Raw genomic sequence first — 22,719 nt, 5'->3', positions numbered from 1 at the left:
CGCAGCTATGTATCTTAATTATTTCGGACTTTCAGATAATCCGTTTTCTATCGCACCTAATCCCGCGTACCTATATATGAGTCCAAGACACAAGGAAGCCCTTGCTCATTTGACCTTTGGGTTACGGGAAAGTGGCGGTTTTGTGATGTTAACAGGCGAAGTCGGAACGGGGAAAACCACCGTGTCGCGTAAGTTATTACAACAGCTGCCTGATAATACTCAGGTCGCCATGGTGCTTAACCCAACGCTCTCAGCCATTGAGTTACTCGCCACCATTTGTGACGAGTTAAGCATAGATTATCAACACGAACGAGCGAGCCTAAAATACTTTACGGATTTGATCCTCAACAAGCTGGTGATTAATCACAACGCAGGCTTGAACACGATATTGATTGTGGATGAAGCCCAGCATTTGTTGCCAGAGGTGCTTGAGCAGTTACGTTTGTTGACCAACCTTGAGACCAACCGGGAAAAGCTGCTCAAAGTGGTGTTAATCGGTCAGCCAGAATTGCAGCAATTGTTGAAACGTAACGAGCTGCGCCAATTAGCCCAGCGCATCACCGCCCGTTACCACTTGCTACCGCTCACTTCTGGTGAAGTAAAAGCCTATATTCATCACCGATTAGGGGTAGCAAACGGCGATAGCAGTGTTTTTAGTGCAGGCGCACTGGGCGCTGTGTATCAGGTCACTGGCGGTATACCGAGGGTGATTAATTTACTATGTGACAGGGCGTTAACGTTAACGTTTACTAAACAAGCTCCCGTGGTACATACCCATATATTTTATGCTGCCGCAGAGCAAATCTTGGGCGCTGATGTGGTGGCTCAGCGCAGAGGAAAACAGCGTACCCTAATACTCGCAGGCTTGTTTGTACTGGCCTTCGGGTTAGGCTTTATGGGAGGCCATTGGTATGGATAACCTTATCAATATTGATGCCTTACTGCCTGGTATGGTGATAGTAAAGATTACGCAGCAAAACGGCCCAATTAAAATACGTAAGTCCGGTTTAGTGACCAGTATGGAAATGGTCACAGGGTTAGGGGAAATGGGCGTACAGCAGGTGGAAATTGACCCTGCCCAAACCGTGGAGATTGACCGCCCTAAAGTACAAAAATCACAAACGCAGAAATTACTCGAAAGTGAGCGCGTCGCCGGGGCTAGAGGTCTACATGGCGCTGATGCGGCGGTGTCAGATCAATTCAATCGCAGTTTGTTTTTACCGTCAATCCAGGCGTTGCCTTCTCGCTGGCAATACTATACCAAGCCGCTATTGCAAGGCGTGGTGGTGGTATTTATTGGATTTGCATTGGGGTGGGGCGTAGCTATCGGCCCGTCATTGTTAGCCAAGCTCACCAGTCCAGCGGCACAAGATGACGCCGCCATTGTTGAAGGTTTCGCTGGAGGTAGTCGAGAAAATGCGAGTTCTGCGATAGACACAAATGGAACCCTTGCTGATAATTTGCGCGCGAGCGAAAAGGATCCTGGGGGAGACAAACCTTCTGCGAATAACAACGAAAAAGTCTTAATGGTAAAATCGAACGAGCCAGATGTTGCTCAAACACGCGGCAATCAAAATGCAGTTAATGAATCTGTCGCAATGGCCGCTAACCAGCCGCATAGTAATACTCAATCTAAGACAACGCCTCCCTTTGAACAGCAAGTCAACCCCAGACCTGAAGCAGAGCCAGAGCCAAGCCCCAGAATATCGTCTGACTTATTGAAGCGCTTTGAGAAGGCGATCACAGAATTGGACAAAGAGCCCGAACAGCCATTCGAAGCCACGCAAACAAAAAGTGAAGATACACCGCGTATTGATCAGTTGCCTGCATGGGTGTTAACACAACTGCCCCCCATGGTTTTTACCACGCACATGTATGCATCTTCAGCGCAAGATAGATGGGTAAAGGTGAATAACAGGACGCTGAATGAAGGGGATATGATTGCAGATAAAGTGCGTATCGAGCATATAGAGCCACAACATGTGATCCTGAACTATCAGGGGCAAACGTTCAGCATGTCGGCACTTAGCGAGTGGTAAAATTATCACTCGCCAGTGGGCTACACAACCGACCACCTTTATAGTGACCATGATTATGTAGAACTGCAGCAAGTAATATGCATAATGCGTTTATTACTTGCTCGTTTACCGCAAATAGGAATATCAACCAGACATGGCTGCCAAGGAACCGCACTTTTGTTTGCTGCACTTTACCTTCGCCTCGAAGGCCTGCTTACTCTTCTTGGTAATTAGTATTCTGAAGGTGGCAAATGCATCAGACAGTCCAAGCCTCCCTCACGCTAATCAAGACGATTTGCATCAGCCTAATGATGCTCGCGTCATATATACGGATGACCAGGGCGCTGCCCCTAAACCTTTTGAAGCGGTGAATAAGCGGATACGCTTAACAACCGGCCAAAGCTACTTCCCTTTTATATCCGCCAAGATGCCCCACGGTGGCTGGTCTCAAGCGCTTGTAACACGTACGTTTGCAGAGATGGGGCTCAATGTTGATATACACATTTTGCCATGGAGTAGGGGAGAACGATGGACTACAGAGCAACGTTTCCTGGGGACATTTCCTTATGTCTATTCTGCTCAGCGGGCTAAGAAATACTATTTTTCTAAGCCTATCAATTTTATCCCAGTACGTTTCTATGTCAGTAAGGCATCGAATTTTACTGATGTACAACAATTGAAGGATAAACGCTTATGCTTACCTTACGGCTATTCGGCCGAATTTGTGAAAGGTGGTGTAGTGGAAAGTCTCAATTTGAAGATTAATCGCGTGGTTGATGGCGCCGCATGCATAGGACATGTGCAGCGGGGGTGGAGTGACGCTGGCCTGACAAATGACTATGTTTCTGTGAATGAGGTCAATAATGACCGCTTAACAGACAGTAAGCTGGTTGTGCTTAAAAAGTATGTAGAGCAAGTGCCTTTGCATTTCATCATTTCAACGTCTTACCCCGAAGCGAAAATGTGGATGGATAAGTTCGATCGCGCGTTTCAACGTTTGATTAAAAGCGGCGCGAAAGCGGAAATAGATAACAAGTTTATTCGACTACTCGACTCAAATTCATCCTAGGTATATCAACCCTCAACCCCTTATATCTCCTATTTCATAACGCTTTCAAACCGCTACATCTACAAAGTTCATCTGAAAACGTTTTCTGTAGAGCATACAGCGCGAGTTAACATGTTTTAGCGTATTGCATCATAAGTGGGTGGGACTTATAAATATGCCGATCCCTCAAATGTAGAAACAGTGTCGACTTTTTCGGCAGATTTTCACCAAAGATAGTTACGCTGCATTTCACTCATTTACTAATGCATATTATCTTGACTCGATGGAATTTGCAGACACTAGCGCTATTTTTGTGACCCATTAAGCTTCATCCTGAATGGTCATTATGCACACAGTGGCGACGTTGCAGCTTGATATAAGCCAATTATTAGTACCAGTCTGCCTGATAGGTGCAGCAGTATCATCGTATACGATACGTACTGTAAATGTTTTCGTTTTCATCAATTTTCATTCGCTATGCTTTGGATCTCAATATTTTCAGGTTACTTTGTTAACCTATATCTCATTGTTCTTGTATTTAATGCACGACTTCTTGTCGTTATTTGCGCATGTTGCACAGTGCTTCAGATATAATTTTAACGCTTATTTATCTACTTTCATTAACATTTTAACGTTTTAGGTATAGGCAAACATATAATTATTAATATTTTCGCTGTCCATCTTTACCCTTTGTTTATAAGGCCTTTGTTAAATTATAGCTATCTTAGCGCCGAATTTGTCATATTAGTCACCGATTTTGTGATACCCACACTGGTCGAGTTTGTATTAATGTATTTGTAACATTTCATTAGCTTGATAGTGATGTTTAAAATTAAACGGCTTATCGACTAAAAATGTTGACGAATTGTTAAAATAAACCTAGCATTATGAAAACGTTTACATTGGTGGTTGGGCGAGACTCAATTGGGTAAACGCAAAACATGTATTTATGCCCTGAGGGTATTGATGTTACAGCGACCGCGCAACGTATTTGGGAAGACCGGCTTTCATTAATGAAAATAAAAAAGTGGTCAAGAGCAGTAGCTGACTTCCAACTTGTATGGTTTAGGTTAATTCTACTAATAGAAACACAAAGGACGCACAAAAATGAACACATATGCGAAATTTAATAAGTCACTACTGACCAAGAGTATTTCAATACTGCTTGGTACGACAGTACTTGCTCCTGTGGTTGCCGTTGCTCAAGAAAGCGCGAATGACTTGGAGGTGATCCAAGTACGAGGCATGCGCTCGAGTATTCAAGAATCTATGGGGATTAAACGTGATTCTGCTGGTGTGGTTGATGCCATTTCTGCAGAAGACATAGGTAAGTTTCCTGATACTAACTTAGCGGAATCTTTGCAACGCATCACGGGTATTTCTATTAGTCGGAGTAACGGTGAGGGAAGCCAGATTACGGCTCGAGGCTTTGGACCTGATTTTAATATGGTGACGCTAAATGGTCGTGCCATGCCAGGTGCTGCTATTCCTGGCGGTGGTGGCACGCCAAATTCACGGGCTTTTGATTTTGCCGATTTAGCCTCTGAAAGCGTACGTGGTGTGGAAGTTTACAAAACTGGTCGTGCTAGCATAGCAACGGGCGGTATCGGGGCAACCGTTAACATTAAGACGGCGCGCCCACTAGACGCACTTGAAAGCGGCTTTACCGGCTCTGTTGGTGCAAAAGCATTGATGGACACCACTAACCGTGTGGGGGATGACGTAACACCTGAAGTATCAGGGTTCTTTAATTTTGTTGATGACGACGGCATTTTTGGTGTGTCTTTATCTGCCAGTGTACAAGAGCGTGACAGCTCAGCAGTGGGTGCATTTGTTAATGAATGGCGTGTCAACCCGTACGAGGGCAGCATTCCACAATCACCTAACCAAACCGATCCTAATTTACCTGGCTTTAATGGGCCTGCGGTGGTGGTAAACAATGGTCCAGCAGACGGTCAATTGTTTGCCATCCCAGCTGATTTACGTTACTCAATTGCTGATCGTGAACGTAAACGTACTAATGCGCAGCTTACTTTTCAATATGCCCCATCAGAAGATTTAACCGCAACCTTAGATTACACCTATTCAAAACAGGACCTATACGAGGCTCGCGCAGAGCAATCCATCTGGATGGATGATGGCTACTTCTCAGAGCTTACCTTTGACGACGAAGTGGTTAAAACCCCTATATTGATTGAACAAGAACGCCGTGATTTACTGCCGCGCGATTTGGGGCTAGCCATTCAGGAGCTGAACCAAGTCAATGAAAACAAATCTGTTGGCTTTAATGTTGAGTACCACGTCAACGACAGCTTAGTCATGTTCTTCGATGTGCATGATTCATCAGCCGAAGGGCGCCCAGATGCGCCTTATGGTACCTGGACTAACCTAGGGTTAGGGGCCAATGTTAACCGTGGGCAGGGGGCTGATTTCTCTGGTGATTTCCCTATCATGACGGTAGATTTTGATGACGCTGCGCGTGACAACTTAAACGGTAATGGCGTGCTTGACCAAGATGATGTAGGTACTGCAATTCTTGATATGAATTTTAATTCTCAGCGCACAGATATCACCCAATTCCGGTTGGATGGTGAGTACTCATTTGACGATGGCGGGATTAATTTCGGTGTTGAATCGCGCTCAATGGAAAGCACGTCACTGCAATCATTAACCAGACGTACCATGGGTAACTGGGGTATCGAAAACCCGGGTGAATTGCCAGCGGACTACTTAACGCCGTTTAGTTTTGCCGACGAGTTTGATGACTACAACACCAACGGCATTTTCAGCCAAGGTTTCACTGGTGATGTAGCACAGATTGGCGCATTTGCCGCGCAGGAATACGGCTTCGCATTTGCAGCCGATAACCCGTTCGCCACTAACCGCACAATTGAAGAAGACATATTTGCGGCTTATGTAGAGTTTGAATTAGACGGAGAGTTAGGTGGTCGTCCGTACAATATCCTTGCGGGTGTTCGTTACGAAAGCACTGATTCTACATCGGTCGCTAACATCAGCTTGCCCAGTGCAATAGCGTGGGAGGGTAACAACGATTTTAATGTGCGCTTTGGCTCTGAGACTCAAGACGTGGCCGTTGATTCTGACTACGACCATATTCTACCCAGTATTGATTTTGATATTGAAGTGATGGATGGCGTTAAGGCGCGCTTGTCTTACAGCAAGACCATTGCTCGCCCAACGTACAATAACTTGAGCGCGGCAGCATCCGTGGGCACGCCAAGCGGTCCAACGCTAATCACCCAAGGCGCAACTGCAACCGCTAGCTCAGGTAACCCCTCTTTGGTGCCACTTGAGTCTGATAATATCGATTTATCCGTTGAATACTATTTTGAAGATACCAGTTATGTATCGTTAGGCTTCTACGATAAACGAGTGAAGAACTTTATTGGTAACGAGCAGGTGGAAGAAAGCGTATTCGGTCTACGTGATGCGACCGCTGGACCACGTGCAGAGGCTGCGGCCGCTGAACTTGAACGTATTGGACAACCGTTAACCGATACTAATTTGTTTAACATGGTGGCAGCCATGGAAAACAACATCGCTTATGACTCGTTAACCATAGAGCAATTCGAAGCCCAGTATGATGTGTTACCTAATGAAGATGACCCATTCTTAACCTTTATTAATTCAAAACCAGTGAATAATAAGAGCGCCAATATTTATGGCTTCGAGCTGGCTGCTCAGCACTTCTTCGGAGACACAGGCTTTGGTTTACAAGCCAACTACACCACAGTCAATGGTGATGTAAGTTACGATATCACTGCTAACCCATCGGTAACGCAATTCGCGTTAGTGGGCTTAAGTGATACGGCAAACTTGGTGGCCATGTATGAGAAAGATGGCTGGCAGGGCCGTATTGCTTACAACTGGCGTGATAAGTTTTTAGACACCACGAGTCAATACGTGAATGAACCGGGCTTTACCGAGTCTTACTCGCAAATCGATTTTAATGTGTCGTATCAAGTGAATGATGATTTATCTGTATTCCTTGAAGGGATAAACATTACGGATGAGAACAGTCGCCGTCACGGGCGTACGTCCGCTCAATTATGGAACTTGGAACAACTTGGCGCGCGCTACGCGCTAGGTGCCCGATATACGTTCTAATGTGTAACAAGTGTGTACCTGTAGGTCTGCCGAGTTAATCGGCATTTAAAGCCGCGATTTATCGCGGCTTGTTTTTTAGTTATATTGAAACAAGAGCTTTGAATAAGAGCTTTAGAAAAGAGCTTCAGCAAAGAGCTTTGAATCAAACGTATTCAACCTAATTATATGGATGGCGAGGTTAGTCTTGAACAACGAGAAAACGCAGAGCACCCAGAATGGGCAGAAACGACAAAGAGTACAAAAAGTGGTTATCGCTGGTGGTGGAACAGCAGGTTGGATGGCTGCTGCTTCGCTATCTAAATTACTGGGAAAATCACTCGATGTCACCTTGGTTGAGTCAGACGAGATTGGCACGGTAGGGGTAGGCGAAGCCACTATTCCGCCCATTCGAACACTACACAAACTGCTGAATATCGACGAGCAAGCATTTATGCGAGCCACCAATAGTACCTTCAAACTGGGGATTGAATTTAATAACTGGGGACAAAAAGATGACAGTTATATTCACTCCTTCGGTGTCACGGGAAAAGAGTGTTGGGCTGGGGAGTTCCATCATTTCTGGCTACGGGGAAAAGAGCTGGGAATAGACGTCCCTTTCGGGGATTACTGCTACGAGCTTCAGGCTTCAAAGCAAGGGAAGTTTGCCTTCTCTGCAAATGCGCCAATGAACTTTGCCTACCATTTAGATGCCACGCTATACGCTAAGTTTCTACGGAATTTTTGCGCCGATTCGGTGACTCGAATTGAAGGTAAAATTCAACAGGTGAATAAGCATCAAGAGAGTGGCTTCATTCAATCTTTAACACTTGAATCAGGTCAAGTTGTTGAGGGAGACTTTTTTATTGACTGCACAGGATTCAAAGGTCTGCTGATAGAAGAAGCCTTACATACTGGTTACGAGGATTGGTCACATTGGTTACCGTGCGACAGCGCAGTCGCGGTGCAAACTCAAGCCAATTCTGATCCTCTACCTTATACCCGTGCTACCGCCCATGAATCTGGTTGGCAGTGGCGAATTCCGTTACAGCATCGCGTAGGCAATGGCATGGTATTCTGTAGCCGATACACGAGTGACGACCAAGCAAAAACCACTTTACTCGCTAACCTGGATGGCGTCCCCATTAACGAACCCAGAGTGATTAAGTTCAAGACCGGCCGCAGACGCAAGGGCTGGAACAAAAACTGTGTGGCATTGGGCTTAGCCAGTGGGTTTGTAGAGCCACTTGAGTCCACCAGCATTCATTTGATTATGACAGGCATCGTACGACTAATGCGCTTGTTCCCCTTCGATGGTGTGTGCCAATCCACTATTGATGAATACAATGAAAAACTCACCAGTGAACTGCACAGTATTCGTGATTTTATTGTATTGCACTATAAGGTTACCACTCGTGATGACTCACCGTTTTGGCAGCATTGCCAAAGCATGGAAGTGCCTGCATCTTTGGCCCACAAAATTTGCTTGTTTAAAGAAACGGGGAGAGTCTTTTTAGATGATGGCGATATATTCCGCGTCGATTCATGGACGCAAGTCATGTTGGGGCAAGGCCTAGCGCCAGAGCAGTATCACCATATCGTGAATGAAATGAATAAGGATGAGTTAACGCGCTTTTTAGCTGGCATGCGCAGCGCAATAGAGCAACGAGTTGCCCAATTGCCTAGTCATCAACAGTTTATTCAGCGCTATTGCAAAGCGTCATAAGCACTAGCAGGCAGAGTGACGGGTAGGCCGCTAAGACGCAACAAAGGAAAACATAAAGCAGTTGTTGCGTGTCATCCACTTAGATGGGGTAGTATAAAGAGTATTGTGCCAAAGCGTCCGTAAATAGCATGTCATGTTTAACATGGGTAGTCACAAATGAGTAACCGCAGTATCAAAAATATCGTTGTCGTCGGTGGTGGCAGTGCAGGTTGGTTAACCGCTGGGATCATTGCCGCAGAGCACCAATGTGGCTCACAGCAAAGCAAAATTAGCGTCAGCCTAATTGAATCACCCGATGTGAATATTATTGGCGTGGGGGAGGGAACTTGGCCTTCAATGCGTAACTCTTTGCAGCGCATGGGGATTAGCGAAACTGAATTTATTCGCCACTGCGGCGCAGCGTTTAAACAGGGCTCAAAGTTTGTCGGCTGGAAAAACGGCGCAGACAATGACTTTTACTACCACCCTTTTGTGATCCCAAGCGGCTACGGCAAAGCAAATCAATACAGCGCGTGGAAAACCTATGCCTCTGAGCATCCTTTTGCTGACGTGGTTTGTGCGCAAAGTCATATTTGTCAGGCAGGGTTAGCCCCAAAACAAAACGCTACCCCTGAATATGCAGGGGTGCTCAATTACGGTTACCACCTTGATGCAGGCAAATTTGGGCAGTTAATCCAGCAGCACTGCGTGGCTAAGCTAGGCGTTCGCCATATTCAAGATCACGTTGAAGGTGTGATTAGTCACGATGATGGCGACATTAAAGCATTACAAACACGTCAAAGTGGTGAGCTAACCGGCGACTTATTTATCGATTGCACAGGGGCGCGTTCGTTATTACTAGGGCAACATTTTAATGTGCCATTTATCGATAAAAGCGACGTGCTGTTTAACAACAGTGCTATGGCGCTGCACGTGCCATACACTAATGATGATGACCCTATCGTCTCGGCGACCGTATCAACTGCCCAAGAGGCCGGATGGATATGGGATATCGGCTTACAAGACCGACGAGGGGTGGGGTATACCTATTCTAGCAAGCATACTGACGATGAGCAGGCGCAGCGAACACTTAAAGCCTATGTGGCGCAGTCTATTGGGCCTGAACGTGCTGATGCGCTCAAAGCACGAAAGATCAATTTTGAACCTGGGCACCGTAGTCATTTTTGGCATAAAAACTGTGTCGCGGTTGGCTTGTCAGCGGGATTTTTAGAGCCCTTAGAGGCATCTGCATTAGCATTAGTTGAGCTCTCGGCTACCGCCATTGCTGAAAACCTGCCTGTAACAACAGAGCATATGAAGGTTACCCAGGATAACTTTAACCGACGATTCCTTTTGCACTGGGAAAACATAGTCGAATTTCTAAAGTTGCATTATGTTTTAAGCGCGCGCAGTGAGCTGTACTGGCATCAAATGCGTGCACCTGAGTCAATATCCCCGCGGCTTAGATCATTACTCACGCAGTGGCGTTTTCAACCACCTAGTCGCAATGACTTTGTGCAAAATGAAATCATGTTTCCATCAGCCAGTTACCAATATGTTTTGTACGGGATGGGCTTTGAAACCTTGAATGATGTGTCATCAAGGGAATTTGACACGCCACAAAGTGCCGTCAAACACTTGAAGGAAAACCAGCAGCATGTGCGCAAACTCATGGCTGGGCTGAAAAGCAATCGTCAATTGCTCAGTCACGTTAAGCAGTACGGTTTTCAAAAAGTGTAAGTGTTTGAACGGTGTTGCAGTGTACATAGGGCTACTGCTTTAGAGCGCCTAGACTGTAACGACCGGTAAGACAAAAGCACCTTAGGCATACCAAGACTGGCCTAGTGTCGGGTCTAAATTATTACCTTTCAATATTTTAATCTTCGCTCTAGCGTTCGATTGACTGCTCTATCTTAAGCGGCATAAAGAAAAAGATACAAAAGTCTTGAAAACGTTTTCATTTGCATTTAACGTTACGCTAACAATTACCTAAGACTAGGTTTATCACCACGTTAATCTTGTACTGTTGTTACAAAGACAGTCGCCCCAATAGCACTGGAATAGGAATAATAACTATGCTTCAACGCAGCCAGTATCCCGTCAACAGCACGCATCATTTATGAAAGCCTTACCCTTATACGAGAAAATTGGCTACGCCATGGGGGATGCGGCTGCGAATTTGGTGTGGCGTGGCGCCTTAGCTTATTTAGCTGTGTTCTATACCGATACGTTTGGCTTGGCAGCGTCTGCTGCGGCTATTTTATTTTTGGTGGTGCGCCTGACCGATGGTGTGACAGACATCATCATGGGGATGATTGCTGATCGTACTCACACCGCTTGGGGTAAATTTCGACCTTGGATTTTGTGGTCTACCCCTTTTTTAGGGGCGTTTATGGTGCTGTGCTTCACCACACCAAACTTGAGTGACACAGGCAAATTAGTTTATGCCTATTTGACCTACATAGGTCTGACGCTGGCGTACACCGTTAATAACGTCCCTTATTCTGCTTTGATGGGGGTGATGACCGAAGATGATAAAGAGCGCACTAGCTTGTCTGGATTTCGTTTTGCTGGTGCCTTCGTGGGAGGCTTATTTGTGATGGGTTTTCTGCCAAGCCTAGTAGCTATGTTAGGGAGCGGTGACGACGTGCAAGGGTATCAGTACACCATGTATGTGTTCGCAGGCCTATTAATGGCTCTGATGGTGACATCCGTCGCGACGACAAAAGAGCGGGTTATTCCCATTGAACAAGTGCGCGGCAGCTTTCGCAGTGAGTTATGGGATTTAGCTAAGCAATCTCCTTTCGTACTTGTGCCACTGCTCTCAATGAGCCTATTTTTCTATTACCGCAATCTTGCGACTGGCGCTCTGTTTGTGCTGGTTTTCGCAACCGCTACTTGGTTGGTGCGCCGGATGTTAAATCGTCCTCGAGGAGATGTGTCTGGTACCCAGCAAGACATGCTCGATCTATTGACGAATCGCCCTTGGCTTATTCTACTTGGGATGGGCTTTCTTACTATGATGTTCAACGGTATTAAGTACAGCGTGATTGCATATTACTTCAAGTACTTTGTGGGCGATGAGTTACTCACAGGCCAGTATTTTATCGCCTTGTTGGTAGTGTCAATCATAGGTGCACTGTGCACTAGCTACTTAGCGAATAAGCTTGGTCGACGAAATTTGTTTATTGTTGCCCTGCTTCTTAGTAGTGCCCTAACGTGCGGGTTTTATTGGATACCAGGGGAAGACATTGGCTACATATTTATTCTCGGCTGTAGCGCGGAATTTTTTGCTGCAATGATGCCAACCTTATTCTTTAGCATGTTAGGTGATGCCGCTGATTACTCAGAATGGCGGAACGGTCGCCGGGCGACCGGCCTTGTATATTCCGCGGGGACCTTTGTGCAAAAAACCGGTAACGGTTTCGCAGGCGCGTTGGTGCTGGTTGTGTTGGCAGGTTATGGCTATGACGGTATGGATGCGAGCACGATTGAAGCCTCACTCCCTGGCATGCAACAGCTTATGAGCTTTATTCCCGCAGCTTTTGGGTTAGCCGGAGCATTGCTGATGCTGTTTTATCCACTGACGGATAAAAAGCAACAGCTAATGAACACCCAGCTTATTGAGCGCAGAAACACCATTCAAACTAATCATCAATAGCGCTTTGGCTTTTAGGCCGCGTATTTACTTAGAGAGAGTTTTCCCATGATCGAGCCATCCACTGATGCCATGAATACCGAATTTGGCTATTTTGATGATCAGCAAAAAGAATACGTCATTTCCACGCCATTTACGCCAACCCCATGGATAAATTACCTAGGTAACGATGGGTTTTACGGGTTAATTTCGAATACTGCTGGTGGCTATAGTTTTTATCAAGATCCCAAGTTTCGCCGTTTAACGCGTTATCGCTATAACAGTGTGCCCGTCGATACGTCAGGCCGTTATTTCTACTTAAAATGTGATGATGAGATTTGGTCTGCCTCGGGCCGACCTGTGGCTAACCAACCCGAAAAATACCAATGCCGACATGGTATGGGTTACAGCCGTTTTCTAGTGAGTCACCAAGGGATCAATTCTGAACTTACTTGCTTTGTACCTTTAGGTGAAAAGGCTGAAGTACATCGATTGACCCTTAAAAATACTGGCGTTAGGCACCGAAAAATCAGTTTGTTTTCTTATATCGAGTGGTGTTTGTGGAACGCTGAGGATGACGGCACTAATTTTCAACGGAATTTGTCCACTGGTGAAGTGGAAGTAGAAGACGGTGTTATTTATCACAAAACCGAATACCGCGAGCGCCGAGATCACTATGCATTTTACTCGGTTAATCAACCTATCAGCGGGTTTGATACCGACAGAGAGCGTTTTTTAGGGCCTTATCGAGGTGTTGAAAACCCTTTATGCGTTGAACAGGGCCAGTCTGCCAATTCTCATGCCCATGGCTGGTCGCCTATCGCTTCACATCATGTAGAAGTCGAGTTAGCGCCGGGTGAAGAGCGTACCCTAGTGTTTGTTTTGGGTTACTGTGAAGTGGAAAAAGATCAAAAATGGCAATCTCCTGGGGTCATCAACAAAACGCCGGCGCAAGAACTGATCAAGCGCTACGCTGATAACCACAGTGTGCAACGGGCGTTAGATGATTTGGCGACACACTGGGACACCTTGTTGGGTAACTTTCAAATTAACAGCCCAGACAGAAAATTTAATCGCTCACTTAATATCTGGAATCAATATCAGAACATGGTGACTTTTAATTTGTCACGCAGCGCTTCATTTTATGAATCAGGGATAGGGCGCGGCATGGGCTTTCGTGATTCAAATCAAGATACCATTGGTTTTGCCCATATGGTGCCGAATAAGGTCAAAGAGCGAATTTTAGATCTCAGTGCGACGCAAAAATCAGACGGCTCGGCTTATCACCAATATCAGCCTCTGACTAAAAAAGGTAATGCCAACATAGGTGGCAACTTTAACGATGATCCCATGTGGATGGTGTTATCCACGGTTAATTATATTAAAGAGACGGGGGATTTTTCGATTCTCACTGAAAAGGTAGGGTTTGACGGCGATGAAACTGGGGAGCCAGACCATTTTGAACATTTGAAGCGTGCTTTTGAGCATGTGGTTAACAACCTTGGGCCCCATGGGTTACCGTTAATTGGCCGAGCAGACTGGAATGATTGCTTAAACCTTAATTGTTTTTCTGACGATCCAAACGAGTCCTATCAAACCACCCAGCGCGGTAAGTCTGACGTTGCCGAGTCTTTGATGATCGCGGGCCAGTTTGTGCTTTACGGCCAAGATTTTGTACAACTCTGCTTGCAACTAGGTAAGGCTGAACTGGCCCATTATGCACAAAAGCAAGTCGATGCAATGCGAGATGCTGTGCTCAAGCATGGGTGGGATGGCGAGTGGTTTTTGCGGGCCTACAACGCCAAGGGCGAAAAAATAGGGAGTCACGAAAATAAAGAAGGCCAAATATTTATCGAATCTCAAGGGTTCTGCGTGATGGCAGGGATTGGTATGCAAGATGGAAAGGCACGCCAAGCACTCGATTCTGTTGCAAAACGATTAGCCACGCCCCACGGCATTATGCTGAACCAGCCAGCGTTTAGCGAGTACGATAAATATTTGGGGGAGATATCTTCATACCCTCCTGGTTATAAAGAGAACGCGGGAATATTTTGCCATAACAATCCATGGATTATGGTGGCAGAAGCCATGCTAGGGCGGGGCGATAAAGCACTCGAATATTTTTCCAGTATTTCGCCTGCTTACTTGCAAGACGTTAAAAGCCTGCATAAAACAGAGCCTTATGTATACAGCCAGATGATTGCTGGGACTGATGCTGCAACGCCGGGCCAAGCTAAAAACTCATGGTTAACGGGTACAGCGGCTTGGTGCTATTACGCGGCCAGCCAATATATATTGGGCATTAAACCGGACTATGCGGGCTTAACGATAGCGCCTTGCATTCCTGCTGACTGGCCTAGCTTTGCTGTGTCTCGCCGCTTCAGAGGTGCGCATTATAGTATTGAAGTACGTAATCCCGATGGCCTTGGGTCAGGCAAGGTGCAGCTAGAAATTGATGGTAAAAAAGTGCAGGGCAATCTCGTTGATTACAGTCAATTCAACGGTGAGCATCACGTGATCGCGACAATCGTCGGTTAAGCAGAGCACGCTAGCGGTCTGTTGAGGTGTGAATAACGCCCTCGTTGCATAAGCATCGAGGGCGTTTTATGACCTTTTGATTGCCTTTATTCGGTTAAGAGCCAGTATAGGTGTTGAATGCTTTTGTTCCCCACAAGGGAACGGTCGAAAGACTATGTTTAAAGCTGCCTGATGTCTCTTTCGTGGAGTAAGAAACATACATGAGGGTTTGACTGCGTGCATCAAAAATTCGGCGTATTTTCATGCTCTTGAAAAATACACTTTTGGATTTTTTGAAGACCACATCTCCGGATTCTGACTTGTCGATTTGGGCAATCATTTCTGGGGTGATTTCCCCAGTTTGACGACAAGCGATAGAGCTGTCCGATGGATCGGAAAAACTAAGATCGGCTTCAATGCTTGCTACATGGCAGGTTACACCACTGACAATGGGGTCTTGCAGTATATTTAGCTTAATGTCTTTGGTGGTAAATAAGCCTAAGCTCACATCACCCACTTCGTTTGAATCACATGCACTTAACAGAAATACACTGCTGATGACGACTAGTATTTTATTCATATCTCACTCACTAAGGGGATGTTTTCTTTAGTGTAATGGATTTTTGATGGGATAAATATCTTGTTAAGTATCGTTAGGCGCAGGGCCTGTACTTTGGCGAACGATTAGCTCAAACGGCAATTCAACATATCTTGCTTGCTCAGATTTACCCGATAGTTGTTCTAATAACAGCGCCATACACGCCTTGCCTATATCTTCCAAGGGCTGGTGGATAGTGGTCAGGGCTGGGGTCATTAACCTAGCGTAGCGAATGTCATCAAACCCCATGATAGATATGTCTTGGGGAATGCGAAAACCATTCTCTTGCAAGACACTCATGGCGCCGATGGCCATATCATCACTGAAGCAAAATACGGCTGTAGGCCTTAATCGTAATTTAAGTAACTGCTCCATAGCGCCGATGCCAGAATCTAAGCCGTAATCACCGCGAATGATTAACTGCTCATCTATCTCGATGCCGGCGTCGTTAAGGGCTGCTTGATATCCTTCTAAGCGCTCGAGCGTGCTTGGTGTGTCCCGCGGGCCCATGACGGCAGCAATACGCTTGTGACCAAGGCTTAAAAGGTGCTCAACTGCTGTACGAGCCCCCGCGTTATTATCAATCATGACTTTGCTAATGCCTTCGATAGGGATTGATTCACAAGAGTTGACAATAGGAGGCAGTTGTTTGGCCACAGGCTGATTTTCATTGAGGTTAAATGGCATGTGGAAGGTGAACAAGAGTACACCGTCTGCTTGGCCTGATTGCGCCATATTCGCATAATGCTTTTCACGCTCAGCTAAGCCTTGGGTGTCACCCAACAAAATAGAATAACCGGCTTTTTGCGCTTCACGTTCAATCGCGCGGATGATACCAGCATTAACTTGATTGGTGATGTCCGGCATGACAACGATAATATTGCCACTTTTTTGGGTGCGCAGATTTGCACCAAATCGACTTGGTGTATATCCGCCTTCTTCGACTGCCTTCATGACTTTTTTGCGGGTTTCTTCACTGACAATATCGGGATTGCGCAGTGTACGCGACACTGTGGCTGGGGATACCCCAGAAATAGCTGCAATGTCCTTAATGCCTAACTTAGCCAAAAAATTCTCTCTTGTTCGATAGCCGTGATTAACCATAGGTTAGCCGCAGAAAAGCAACCTGTAAACGTTTTCAAATTGTCTTAATTGGAATGCAAAACTATAAGTTAAAAAAACTAATATGAATCAGCATGTTATATTTTTTTTGACGTGAATGATGTTAACAGGCAATGAAATGAAAAAGGATTTTCATTTGTATGATAATTAAGCGCAGGGTGCGTAGCCACGCATAAAACGTGGCTACATTGTCATGACCGATATCGCAGAGTATCTAGTGCTGCCAAGCGGGTTGTTGGTCTTCAAACGCTTTAATTTTGGCATCAAGCTCTAAGGTTTGTCCAATAGCATCTAACCCCTTAATCAAGTTGTTTTTATGGTGAGGGGCAATATCAAAACCTATCACCTGATCATTAAAGCGCACTTGTTGTTGGGGTAAATCTACCACTACCTGACATGCTGGATCTTGTGCAACTGCCTCGAAGAGGGCGTCTATTTGTGCACTTTCAAGTTGTACCGGTAATAGACTGTTATTGATGCAGTTACCGTAAAAAATATCAGCAAAGCTGGTCGCGATAACCACTTTAAAGCCGTAATCATCGAGGGACCAAGGCGCATGTTCACGGCTTGAGCCACAACCAAAGTTTTCACGGGTCAGCAAAATACTGGCCCCTTGGTGCTCTGGTTTATTTAACACAAAATCAGGGTTTGGCTCTTGTTCGTGAAGATCCAAATAACGCCAATCATGAAATAAATGCTTTCCGTAACCGCTTTTCGTCACTGACGTTAAAAACTGCTTAGGAATGATTTGGTCAGTATCGACATTGGCTTGATTTAACGGCGCCACATGACCGGTATGAACGCTGATGCCAGCATTAGCTGGGCTAGATTGATTGCTCATGGTTATTCCTAATAATTAATCGTTGGCAATGAAGTCACGGGTATCGGCGAAACGCCCGGCTAACGCTGCTGCTGCGGCCATTGCAGGACTGACCAAGTGTGTACGAGCACCTCGGCCTTGGCGACCCTCAAAGTTACGGTTGCTGGTAGAGGCACAGCGATCACCTTGGCTTAGAATGTCATCATTCATGCCTAGGCACATTGAACAACCAGGTAAGCGCCACTCAAAGCCTGCATCGAGGAAGATTTTATCGAGTTGCTCGGCTTCTGCTTGTGCTTTAACTGCCACAGAACCTGGTACCACAATAGCGGTGACGTTCTCTGCGACTTTGCCTTGCTTAGCAATCGCGGCAGCCGCACGCATATCTTCAATACGGCCATTGGTACATGAGCCGATAAATACGTGATTTACGGTTAGATCTGCTAATTTTTGACCTGCTTGTATATCCATGTATTTCAACGCTTTAACGGCTGAGTCACGGTCGATAGGATCACTAAAGTCTTCTGGCGCAGGAATAGGCTGATTGACCCCAATCACTTGGCCTGGGTTGGTGCCCCAAGTCACTTGTGGTGCGATGTCTGTGGCGGCAAGTTCTACCACAATATCAAATTTAGCATCTGTATCTGATTCAAGGGTCTTCCAGTAGGCTACAGCGGCATCCCAGTCTGCGCCTTTTGGTGCGTATTCACGACCTGCAAGGTAGTCAAATGTGGTTTGGTCAGGGGCAATTAAGCCAGCCTTTGCACCGGCTTCAATGCTCATGTTACATACCGTCATGCGCTCTTCCATGCTCAAACCTTCAATGGTGTCACCGCAATATTCGATAACGCATCCTGTGGCTCCGGCATGACCAATTTTACCAATAATGGCTAAGATGATGTCTTTTGCCGTTACCCCAAGTGGGCGAGCGCCATTGACCTTAACTTGCATGCACTTACCTTTACTCTGCTTAAGAGTTTGGGTCGCGAATACGTGCTCAACTTGAGACGTTCCAATACCAAAGGCAAGTGCGCCGAAAGCACCGTGGGTGGCTGTGTGTGAATCGCCACAAACCACAGTCATTCCTGGTTTGATTAGGCCAAGTTCAGGGCCCATTACATGTACAATACCTTGCTTTTGATGACCCACAGGGAACAACTGAATGCCGTTAGCTTCGCAATTGTCTGCTAGGGTTTGAAGTTGTAGTTTGTTCGCTGGGCCGCACGCATCTATGGCGAGAGAGCGCGTTGATATGCTGTGATCCATGGTGGCGAAGGTCAGATCAGGACGACGGACTTTACGTCCTTTTTGCGCCAAGCCATCGAACGCTTGCGGGGAGGTAACTTCATGGATTAAATGACGATCGATATACAATAATGCATCGTCGCCGATTTCATCGACAATATGGGCCTGAAATATTTTGTCGTATAAGGTGGTACTCATCTGGTCTTTCCTTTATGCGTTTGCGCTGGCGATAATATTCGCTATATAGTCGCCTACTTCACTGGTCGATTTGGCTTGGTCGTGGTTTTCTGGGCTAAGTAGCTCACCGGTTAATACGCCATCTGCCAGCGTTTTCAACACGGCGGCATCAATTGCATCTGCAGCGTCATTTAGATTTAAGCTAAATCGCAGTAGCATAGATGCTGATAAAATTTGCGCAATGGGGTTAGCAATGCCTTTGCCGGCGATGTCCGGTGCTGAGCCGCCTGCAGGCTCATATAAACCAAAGTTTTCGCTGTTTATGCTAGCTGATGGCAATAAACCCATTGAGCCTGTAATCATGGCGCACTCGTCTGAGATAATGTCCCCGAACAAGTTTGAACATAGCATCACATCAAAATCGCCTGGGTAACGTAATAATTGCATGGTCGCGTTGTCAATGTAGATGTGCTCTAGCGTCACGTCTGGGTAGTCTTTAGCGACTTCTTCGGTGACTTCACGCCATAAACGACTGCACACTAATACGTTAGCTTTATCAACCGATGTGACTTTTTTGCCACGTTTTTGTGCGGCTTCAAAGGCACTGATGGCGATACGGCGAATTTCTTTTTTGCTGTAACGCATGGTGTCATAAGCGAATTGCTCTTCGCCTTCACCGTCGATGCCCTTTGGCTGGCCAAAATAAATACCACTTGTTAGTTCGCGTACAACAAGGACATCAAAACCGCTGGCGGCAATATCTGCACGCAGAGGAGATAAAGACTCAAGACCCGGATAGATTTTCGCTGGGCGCAAGTTACTGAACAAATCAAAGTGACCGCGTAAAGCCAATAGAGCTGCTCGTTCAGGGCGCTCCTCCAACGGTAGGCTGTCCCATTTTGGGCCGCCAATGGAGCCAAACAAAATGGCTTGAGCATCTTCACAGCCTTTCAGCGTTGCCTCAGGTAGGGCTTTACCGTGATTGTCGATGGCGATTCCGCCAACATCAAATTCATTCAGCGTAAACGTCAGATTAAATTTTTGCTCTACAACTGATAATACTTTCTTCGCTTCTTGCATGACCTCTGGGCCAATGCCATCTCCCGCTAATACGGCAATGTTATAATTTGACATGTGCTACTTAAACTCCGGCAGTTTGTGTTTGTTGCTTTTTCTGGTGATCAATTTGATCGGCTAAATGAGTGTTATTCAATACGTGGATCAGGGCTTTGACGCCTGATTCAACGATATCTGTGGCTAGACCAATACCGTTAAAACGACGACCATTATATTCAACAATAACGCTAACTTGGGCGAGGGCATCTGCGCCTTCTCCTTTTGAATCAAGCTTGAAGTCGACTATTTCAAGTTGTTCATGGCCTAGTACTTTAATGATTGCTTTGTAGGCGGCATCTACTGGGCCGTTGCCGGTACAAGACTCGATGATTTCCTCTTCGCCCACTTGTAACTTCACCGTCGCGCTCGGGATGATCTCTTTGCCCGAACTGGCTTGTAAATAAAGTAGCTTGTAGTGTTCGTCAGCAGGTTTTTGTTTGTCGAAAAACAGCAAGGCTTCAAGGTCGTAATCGAACACTTGGCCTTTTTTATCCGCTAATTTTACAAATGAGGCATACAAAGTATCTAGGTCATAATCTTCGGCTTTATAGCCAAGCTCCTCAAGACGGTGCTTGATAACGTGACGACCCGAACGAGAGGTTAGGTTTAAGTTGTTTTTATTGATCCCGACACTTTCAGGGGTCATTATCTCATAAGTGTTTTGCGCTTTTAAGACGCCATCTTGGTGAATCCCCGAAGAATGACTAAAGGCATTGGCACCGACAATCGCTTTATTTGATTGTACCGGCATATTACATAGTTGGCTGACTAGTTTTGAGGTGCGAGATATCTCCTGACTACGAATGTTGGTGTTCAGACCTAACATGGCTTGACGGGTTTGCAAAATCATCGCGATTTCTTCTAGCGAGCAATTACCCGCACGCTCACCAATACCGTTAATAGTGCATTCGATTTGACGAGCGCCGTACTCAACTGCGACTAACGAGTTGGCAACCGCCAGTCCTAAATCGTTGTGGCAATGCACAGAAATAGTCGCTTTATCGATATTGGGTACGCGATTAAATAAGTTTTGAATAATACCGCCAAACTCCGTGGGGGTGGTGTAGCCAACGGTGTCAGGAATGTTAACCGTCGTTGCGCCAGCGTTAATCGCTGACTCAACCATGCGGCATAAGTAATCAATCGGGGTTCGGCCCGCATCCTCACAAGAAAACTCAATGTCGTCAGTGTAACGCCCTGCGTGCTTAATGGCGTTAACGGCCATCTCGACGACTTCGTCTTGAGATTTACGCAATTTGTTAGCGACATGAATATCTGAGGTGGCGATGAAGGTGTGTATTCTAAAATTGTCGGCAACACTTAATGCTTCGCCGCAGGCATCTATGTCTTTTTCTAAGGCGCGAGATAAGCCGCAGACTGTGGCATTTTTTACTTCTTGTGCGATGCTGCGAACTGAGCGAAAGTCGCCAGGGGAGGAAACCGGAAAGCCCGCCTCAATGATGTCCACACCAAGTCGTTCCAGCGCTAAGGCAATTTGTAGTTTTTCTTTCATACTCAAACTGGCTGCTAGCGCTTGTTCGCCATCACGTAATGTGGTGTCGAATATTTTGACTTGGTTGGACATGTGTTTTCCTCTTTGAATGATCAGCGCTTGTTTAGGCACTTAAACGAAAAAACCCGTGCTGCTAAGCACGGGTTTTTAGTTATTGTTTGCGTTTCGCTTACAACCTACCCGTGCAGTCTTGCTGCCAGCAGAAGTAGAGTTGATAGTAGTAATGATGTCATTATTATAAGCTCGAAACGTCAGTGCGGTATTTGTAACTCTTTGCGGCTTATGCGTCAACCTTAGTTAACAAATTGGCATAGAACAAAATTGCATATAAGTTTGATTTCTATAGGAATACAAGCTAATCCGACCAGATTATCAAAGGGACTTTGCCCCATGGCTTTTCTCAGCGGAAGTTTTTCCAATTGATACTGCCAGATAAAAGTAACTCGCGCAGTGTTAGGGTGCGAGGTTGGCTGCGACCTTTGTGATTCCATGTGTGGCCACAGCAAGCGGCGCTAAATACGGCTTTGCTGGGGCGCAATAGAAGCTGTTGACTGTTTGCAGTGTTCGGTGAGTTTGCAGGGCTTTGAGACGCCGCAACGCTAGCTTGGTCTGCGTTTACGCTCGTCCCATCCATATTGAACCAACCACATTTATTACTATGTAAGCGCTGGTTGTCGGTATCAATTCGATCAATGGAATCAAGCTCTAGGTGATCGCCATTCAAATCGCTTATGTAAATAGCGACAGGCAGGCCAGAGCGGGCATATTGAGTAAACCACGATTCAGTAGTTTTGCTAGCGTCATGTTTTTTAGCAATGCAATTTGCACTTTGTTTGGCTTGCCAACTGGCATTGTGTACATCCACTAATAGCGGGCCGTTATGATGAATAAAGTGATAGGCGGCGCGTTTAATATGATGGCGTAAACCACCAAGCTTGCGCTGTAGTAAACTGATGTTAGTAAAAGGGTGTTGCGCTAAGGTCATTAGCTCACGCTCATAAAGCGCATTGCAAATTTCAGCAAAATGAGTCTGCTGATGTGAGTCAGTGAATATATTTACTTGGGGCTGCGCGGGAGGCGTGACCATAATAAATGAGGG

At 45.9% G+C, this 22,719-nt stretch carries 15 protein-coding genes; 8 read left to right on the top strand and 7 right to left on the bottom strand.

The features are described 5' to 3' along the window. The first annotated feature begins 7 nt into the window (after nt 1-7). The 8 genes from AC0VYA_RS16540 (at nt 8) to AC0VYA_RS16505 (ending at nt 15,050) form a co-directional block, all read left to right on the top strand. A complete protein-coding gene (locus AC0VYA_RS16540) occupies nt 8-919 on the top strand; it encodes an ExeA family protein (RefSeq protein WP_011576017.1) in 912 nt (303 codons plus the stop codon). Further along, nucleotides 912-2,039 (top strand): general secretion pathway protein GspB, encoded by a 1,128-nt coding sequence (locus AC0VYA_RS16535; protein ID WP_475488985.1) that lies wholly within the window; start codon nt 912-914, stop codon nt 2,037-2,039. The genes AC0VYA_RS16540 and AC0VYA_RS16535 overlap by 8 nt, the downstream gene beginning before the upstream one ends. 133 nt (nt 2,040-2,172) lie before the next feature. Further along, nucleotides 2,173-3,087: a substrate-binding periplasmic protein gene (locus AC0VYA_RS16530; RefSeq protein ID WP_011576015.1), complete on the top strand. Its 915-nt coding sequence runs from the start codon at nt 2,173-2,175 to the stop codon at nt 3,085-3,087. A 1,086-nt stretch (nt 3,088-4,173) separates the two neighbouring features. Then, nucleotides 4,174-7,194, top strand: a complete 3,021-nt coding sequence (locus AC0VYA_RS16525) for a TonB-dependent receptor (RefSeq protein WP_475488984.1) — start codon at nt 4,174-4,176, stop codon at nt 7,192-7,194. Between the two features lie 169 nt (nt 7,195-7,363). After that, nucleotides 7,364-8,896: a tryptophan halogenase family protein gene (locus tag AC0VYA_RS16520; protein WP_475488983.1), complete on the top strand. Its 1,533-nt coding sequence runs from the start codon at nt 7,364-7,366 to the stop codon at nt 8,894-8,896. Between the two features lie 156 nt (nt 8,897-9,052). Next, nucleotides 9,053-10,615 (top strand): tryptophan halogenase family protein, encoded by a 1,563-nt coding sequence (locus tag AC0VYA_RS16515; protein ID WP_475488982.1) that lies wholly within the window; start codon nt 9,053-9,055, stop codon nt 10,613-10,615. Between the two features lie 379 nt (nt 10,616-10,994). Continuing rightward, nucleotides 10,995-12,536 (top strand): MFS transporter, encoded by a 1,542-nt coding sequence (locus AC0VYA_RS16510; protein ID WP_475488981.1) that lies wholly within the window; start codon nt 10,995-10,997, stop codon nt 12,534-12,536. A 45-nt stretch (nt 12,537-12,581) separates the two neighbouring features. Next, on the top strand, nt 12,582-15,050 hold the full coding sequence (locus tag AC0VYA_RS16505) for a glycoside hydrolase family 94 protein (RefSeq protein ID WP_475488980.1): 2,469 nt from the start codon (nt 12,582-12,584) through the stop codon (nt 15,048-15,050). A 94-nt stretch (nt 15,051-15,144) separates the two neighbouring features. Here the strand turns inward: AC0VYA_RS16505 and AC0VYA_RS16500 are convergent, their stop codons facing one another. From AC0VYA_RS16500 to AC0VYA_RS16470, 7 genes are all read right to left on the bottom strand, one after another. Further along, nucleotides 15,145-15,609, bottom strand: coding sequence for a CreA family protein (locus tag AC0VYA_RS16500; RefSeq protein WP_011576009.1), 465 nt, complete (start codon nt 15,607-15,609; stop codon nt 15,145-15,147). Nucleotides 15,610-15,672: 63 nt separating this feature from the next. Next, nucleotides 15,673-16,695 (bottom strand): LacI family DNA-binding transcriptional regulator, encoded by a 1,023-nt coding sequence (locus AC0VYA_RS16495; RefSeq protein WP_475488979.1) that lies wholly within the window; start codon nt 16,693-16,695, stop codon nt 15,673-15,675. A gap of 268 nt (nt 16,696-16,963) precedes the next feature. After that, nucleotides 16,964-17,590, bottom strand: coding sequence for a 3-isopropylmalate dehydratase small subunit (leuD, locus tag AC0VYA_RS16490; RefSeq protein WP_475488978.1), 627 nt, complete (start codon nt 17,588-17,590; stop codon nt 16,964-16,966). Nucleotides 17,591-17,605: 15 nt separating this feature from the next. After that, nucleotides 17,606-19,012, bottom strand: a complete 1,407-nt coding sequence (leuC, locus tag AC0VYA_RS16485; protein ID WP_475488977.1) for a 3-isopropylmalate dehydratase large subunit — start codon at nt 19,010-19,012, stop codon at nt 17,606-17,608. A gap of 12 nt (nt 19,013-19,024) precedes the next feature. Continuing rightward, nucleotides 19,025-20,125: a 3-isopropylmalate dehydrogenase gene (gene leuB, locus AC0VYA_RS16480; protein ID WP_475488976.1), complete on the bottom strand. Its 1,101-nt coding sequence runs from the start codon at nt 20,123-20,125 to the stop codon at nt 19,025-19,027. Nucleotides 20,126-20,132: 7 nt separating this feature from the next. Then, complete coding sequence (leuA, locus tag AC0VYA_RS16475; RefSeq protein WP_473475441.1) at nt 20,133-21,692, bottom strand: 2-isopropylmalate synthase; 1,560 nt, start codon at nt 21,690-21,692, stop codon at nt 20,133-20,135. A 328-nt stretch (nt 21,693-22,020) separates the two neighbouring features. Continuing rightward, nucleotides 22,021-22,707, bottom strand: coding sequence for a hypothetical protein (locus AC0VYA_RS16470; protein WP_475488975.1), 687 nt, complete (start codon nt 22,705-22,707; stop codon nt 22,021-22,023). Between the last annotated feature and the right edge of the window lie 12 nt (nt 22,708-22,719).

The organism is Paraglaciecola sp. QJM3NY_14 (assembly GCF_056173245.1).
The sequence above is the reverse complement of the archived record's forward strand: the minus strand, read 5'-3'. Positions and strand labels throughout refer to the sequence as shown.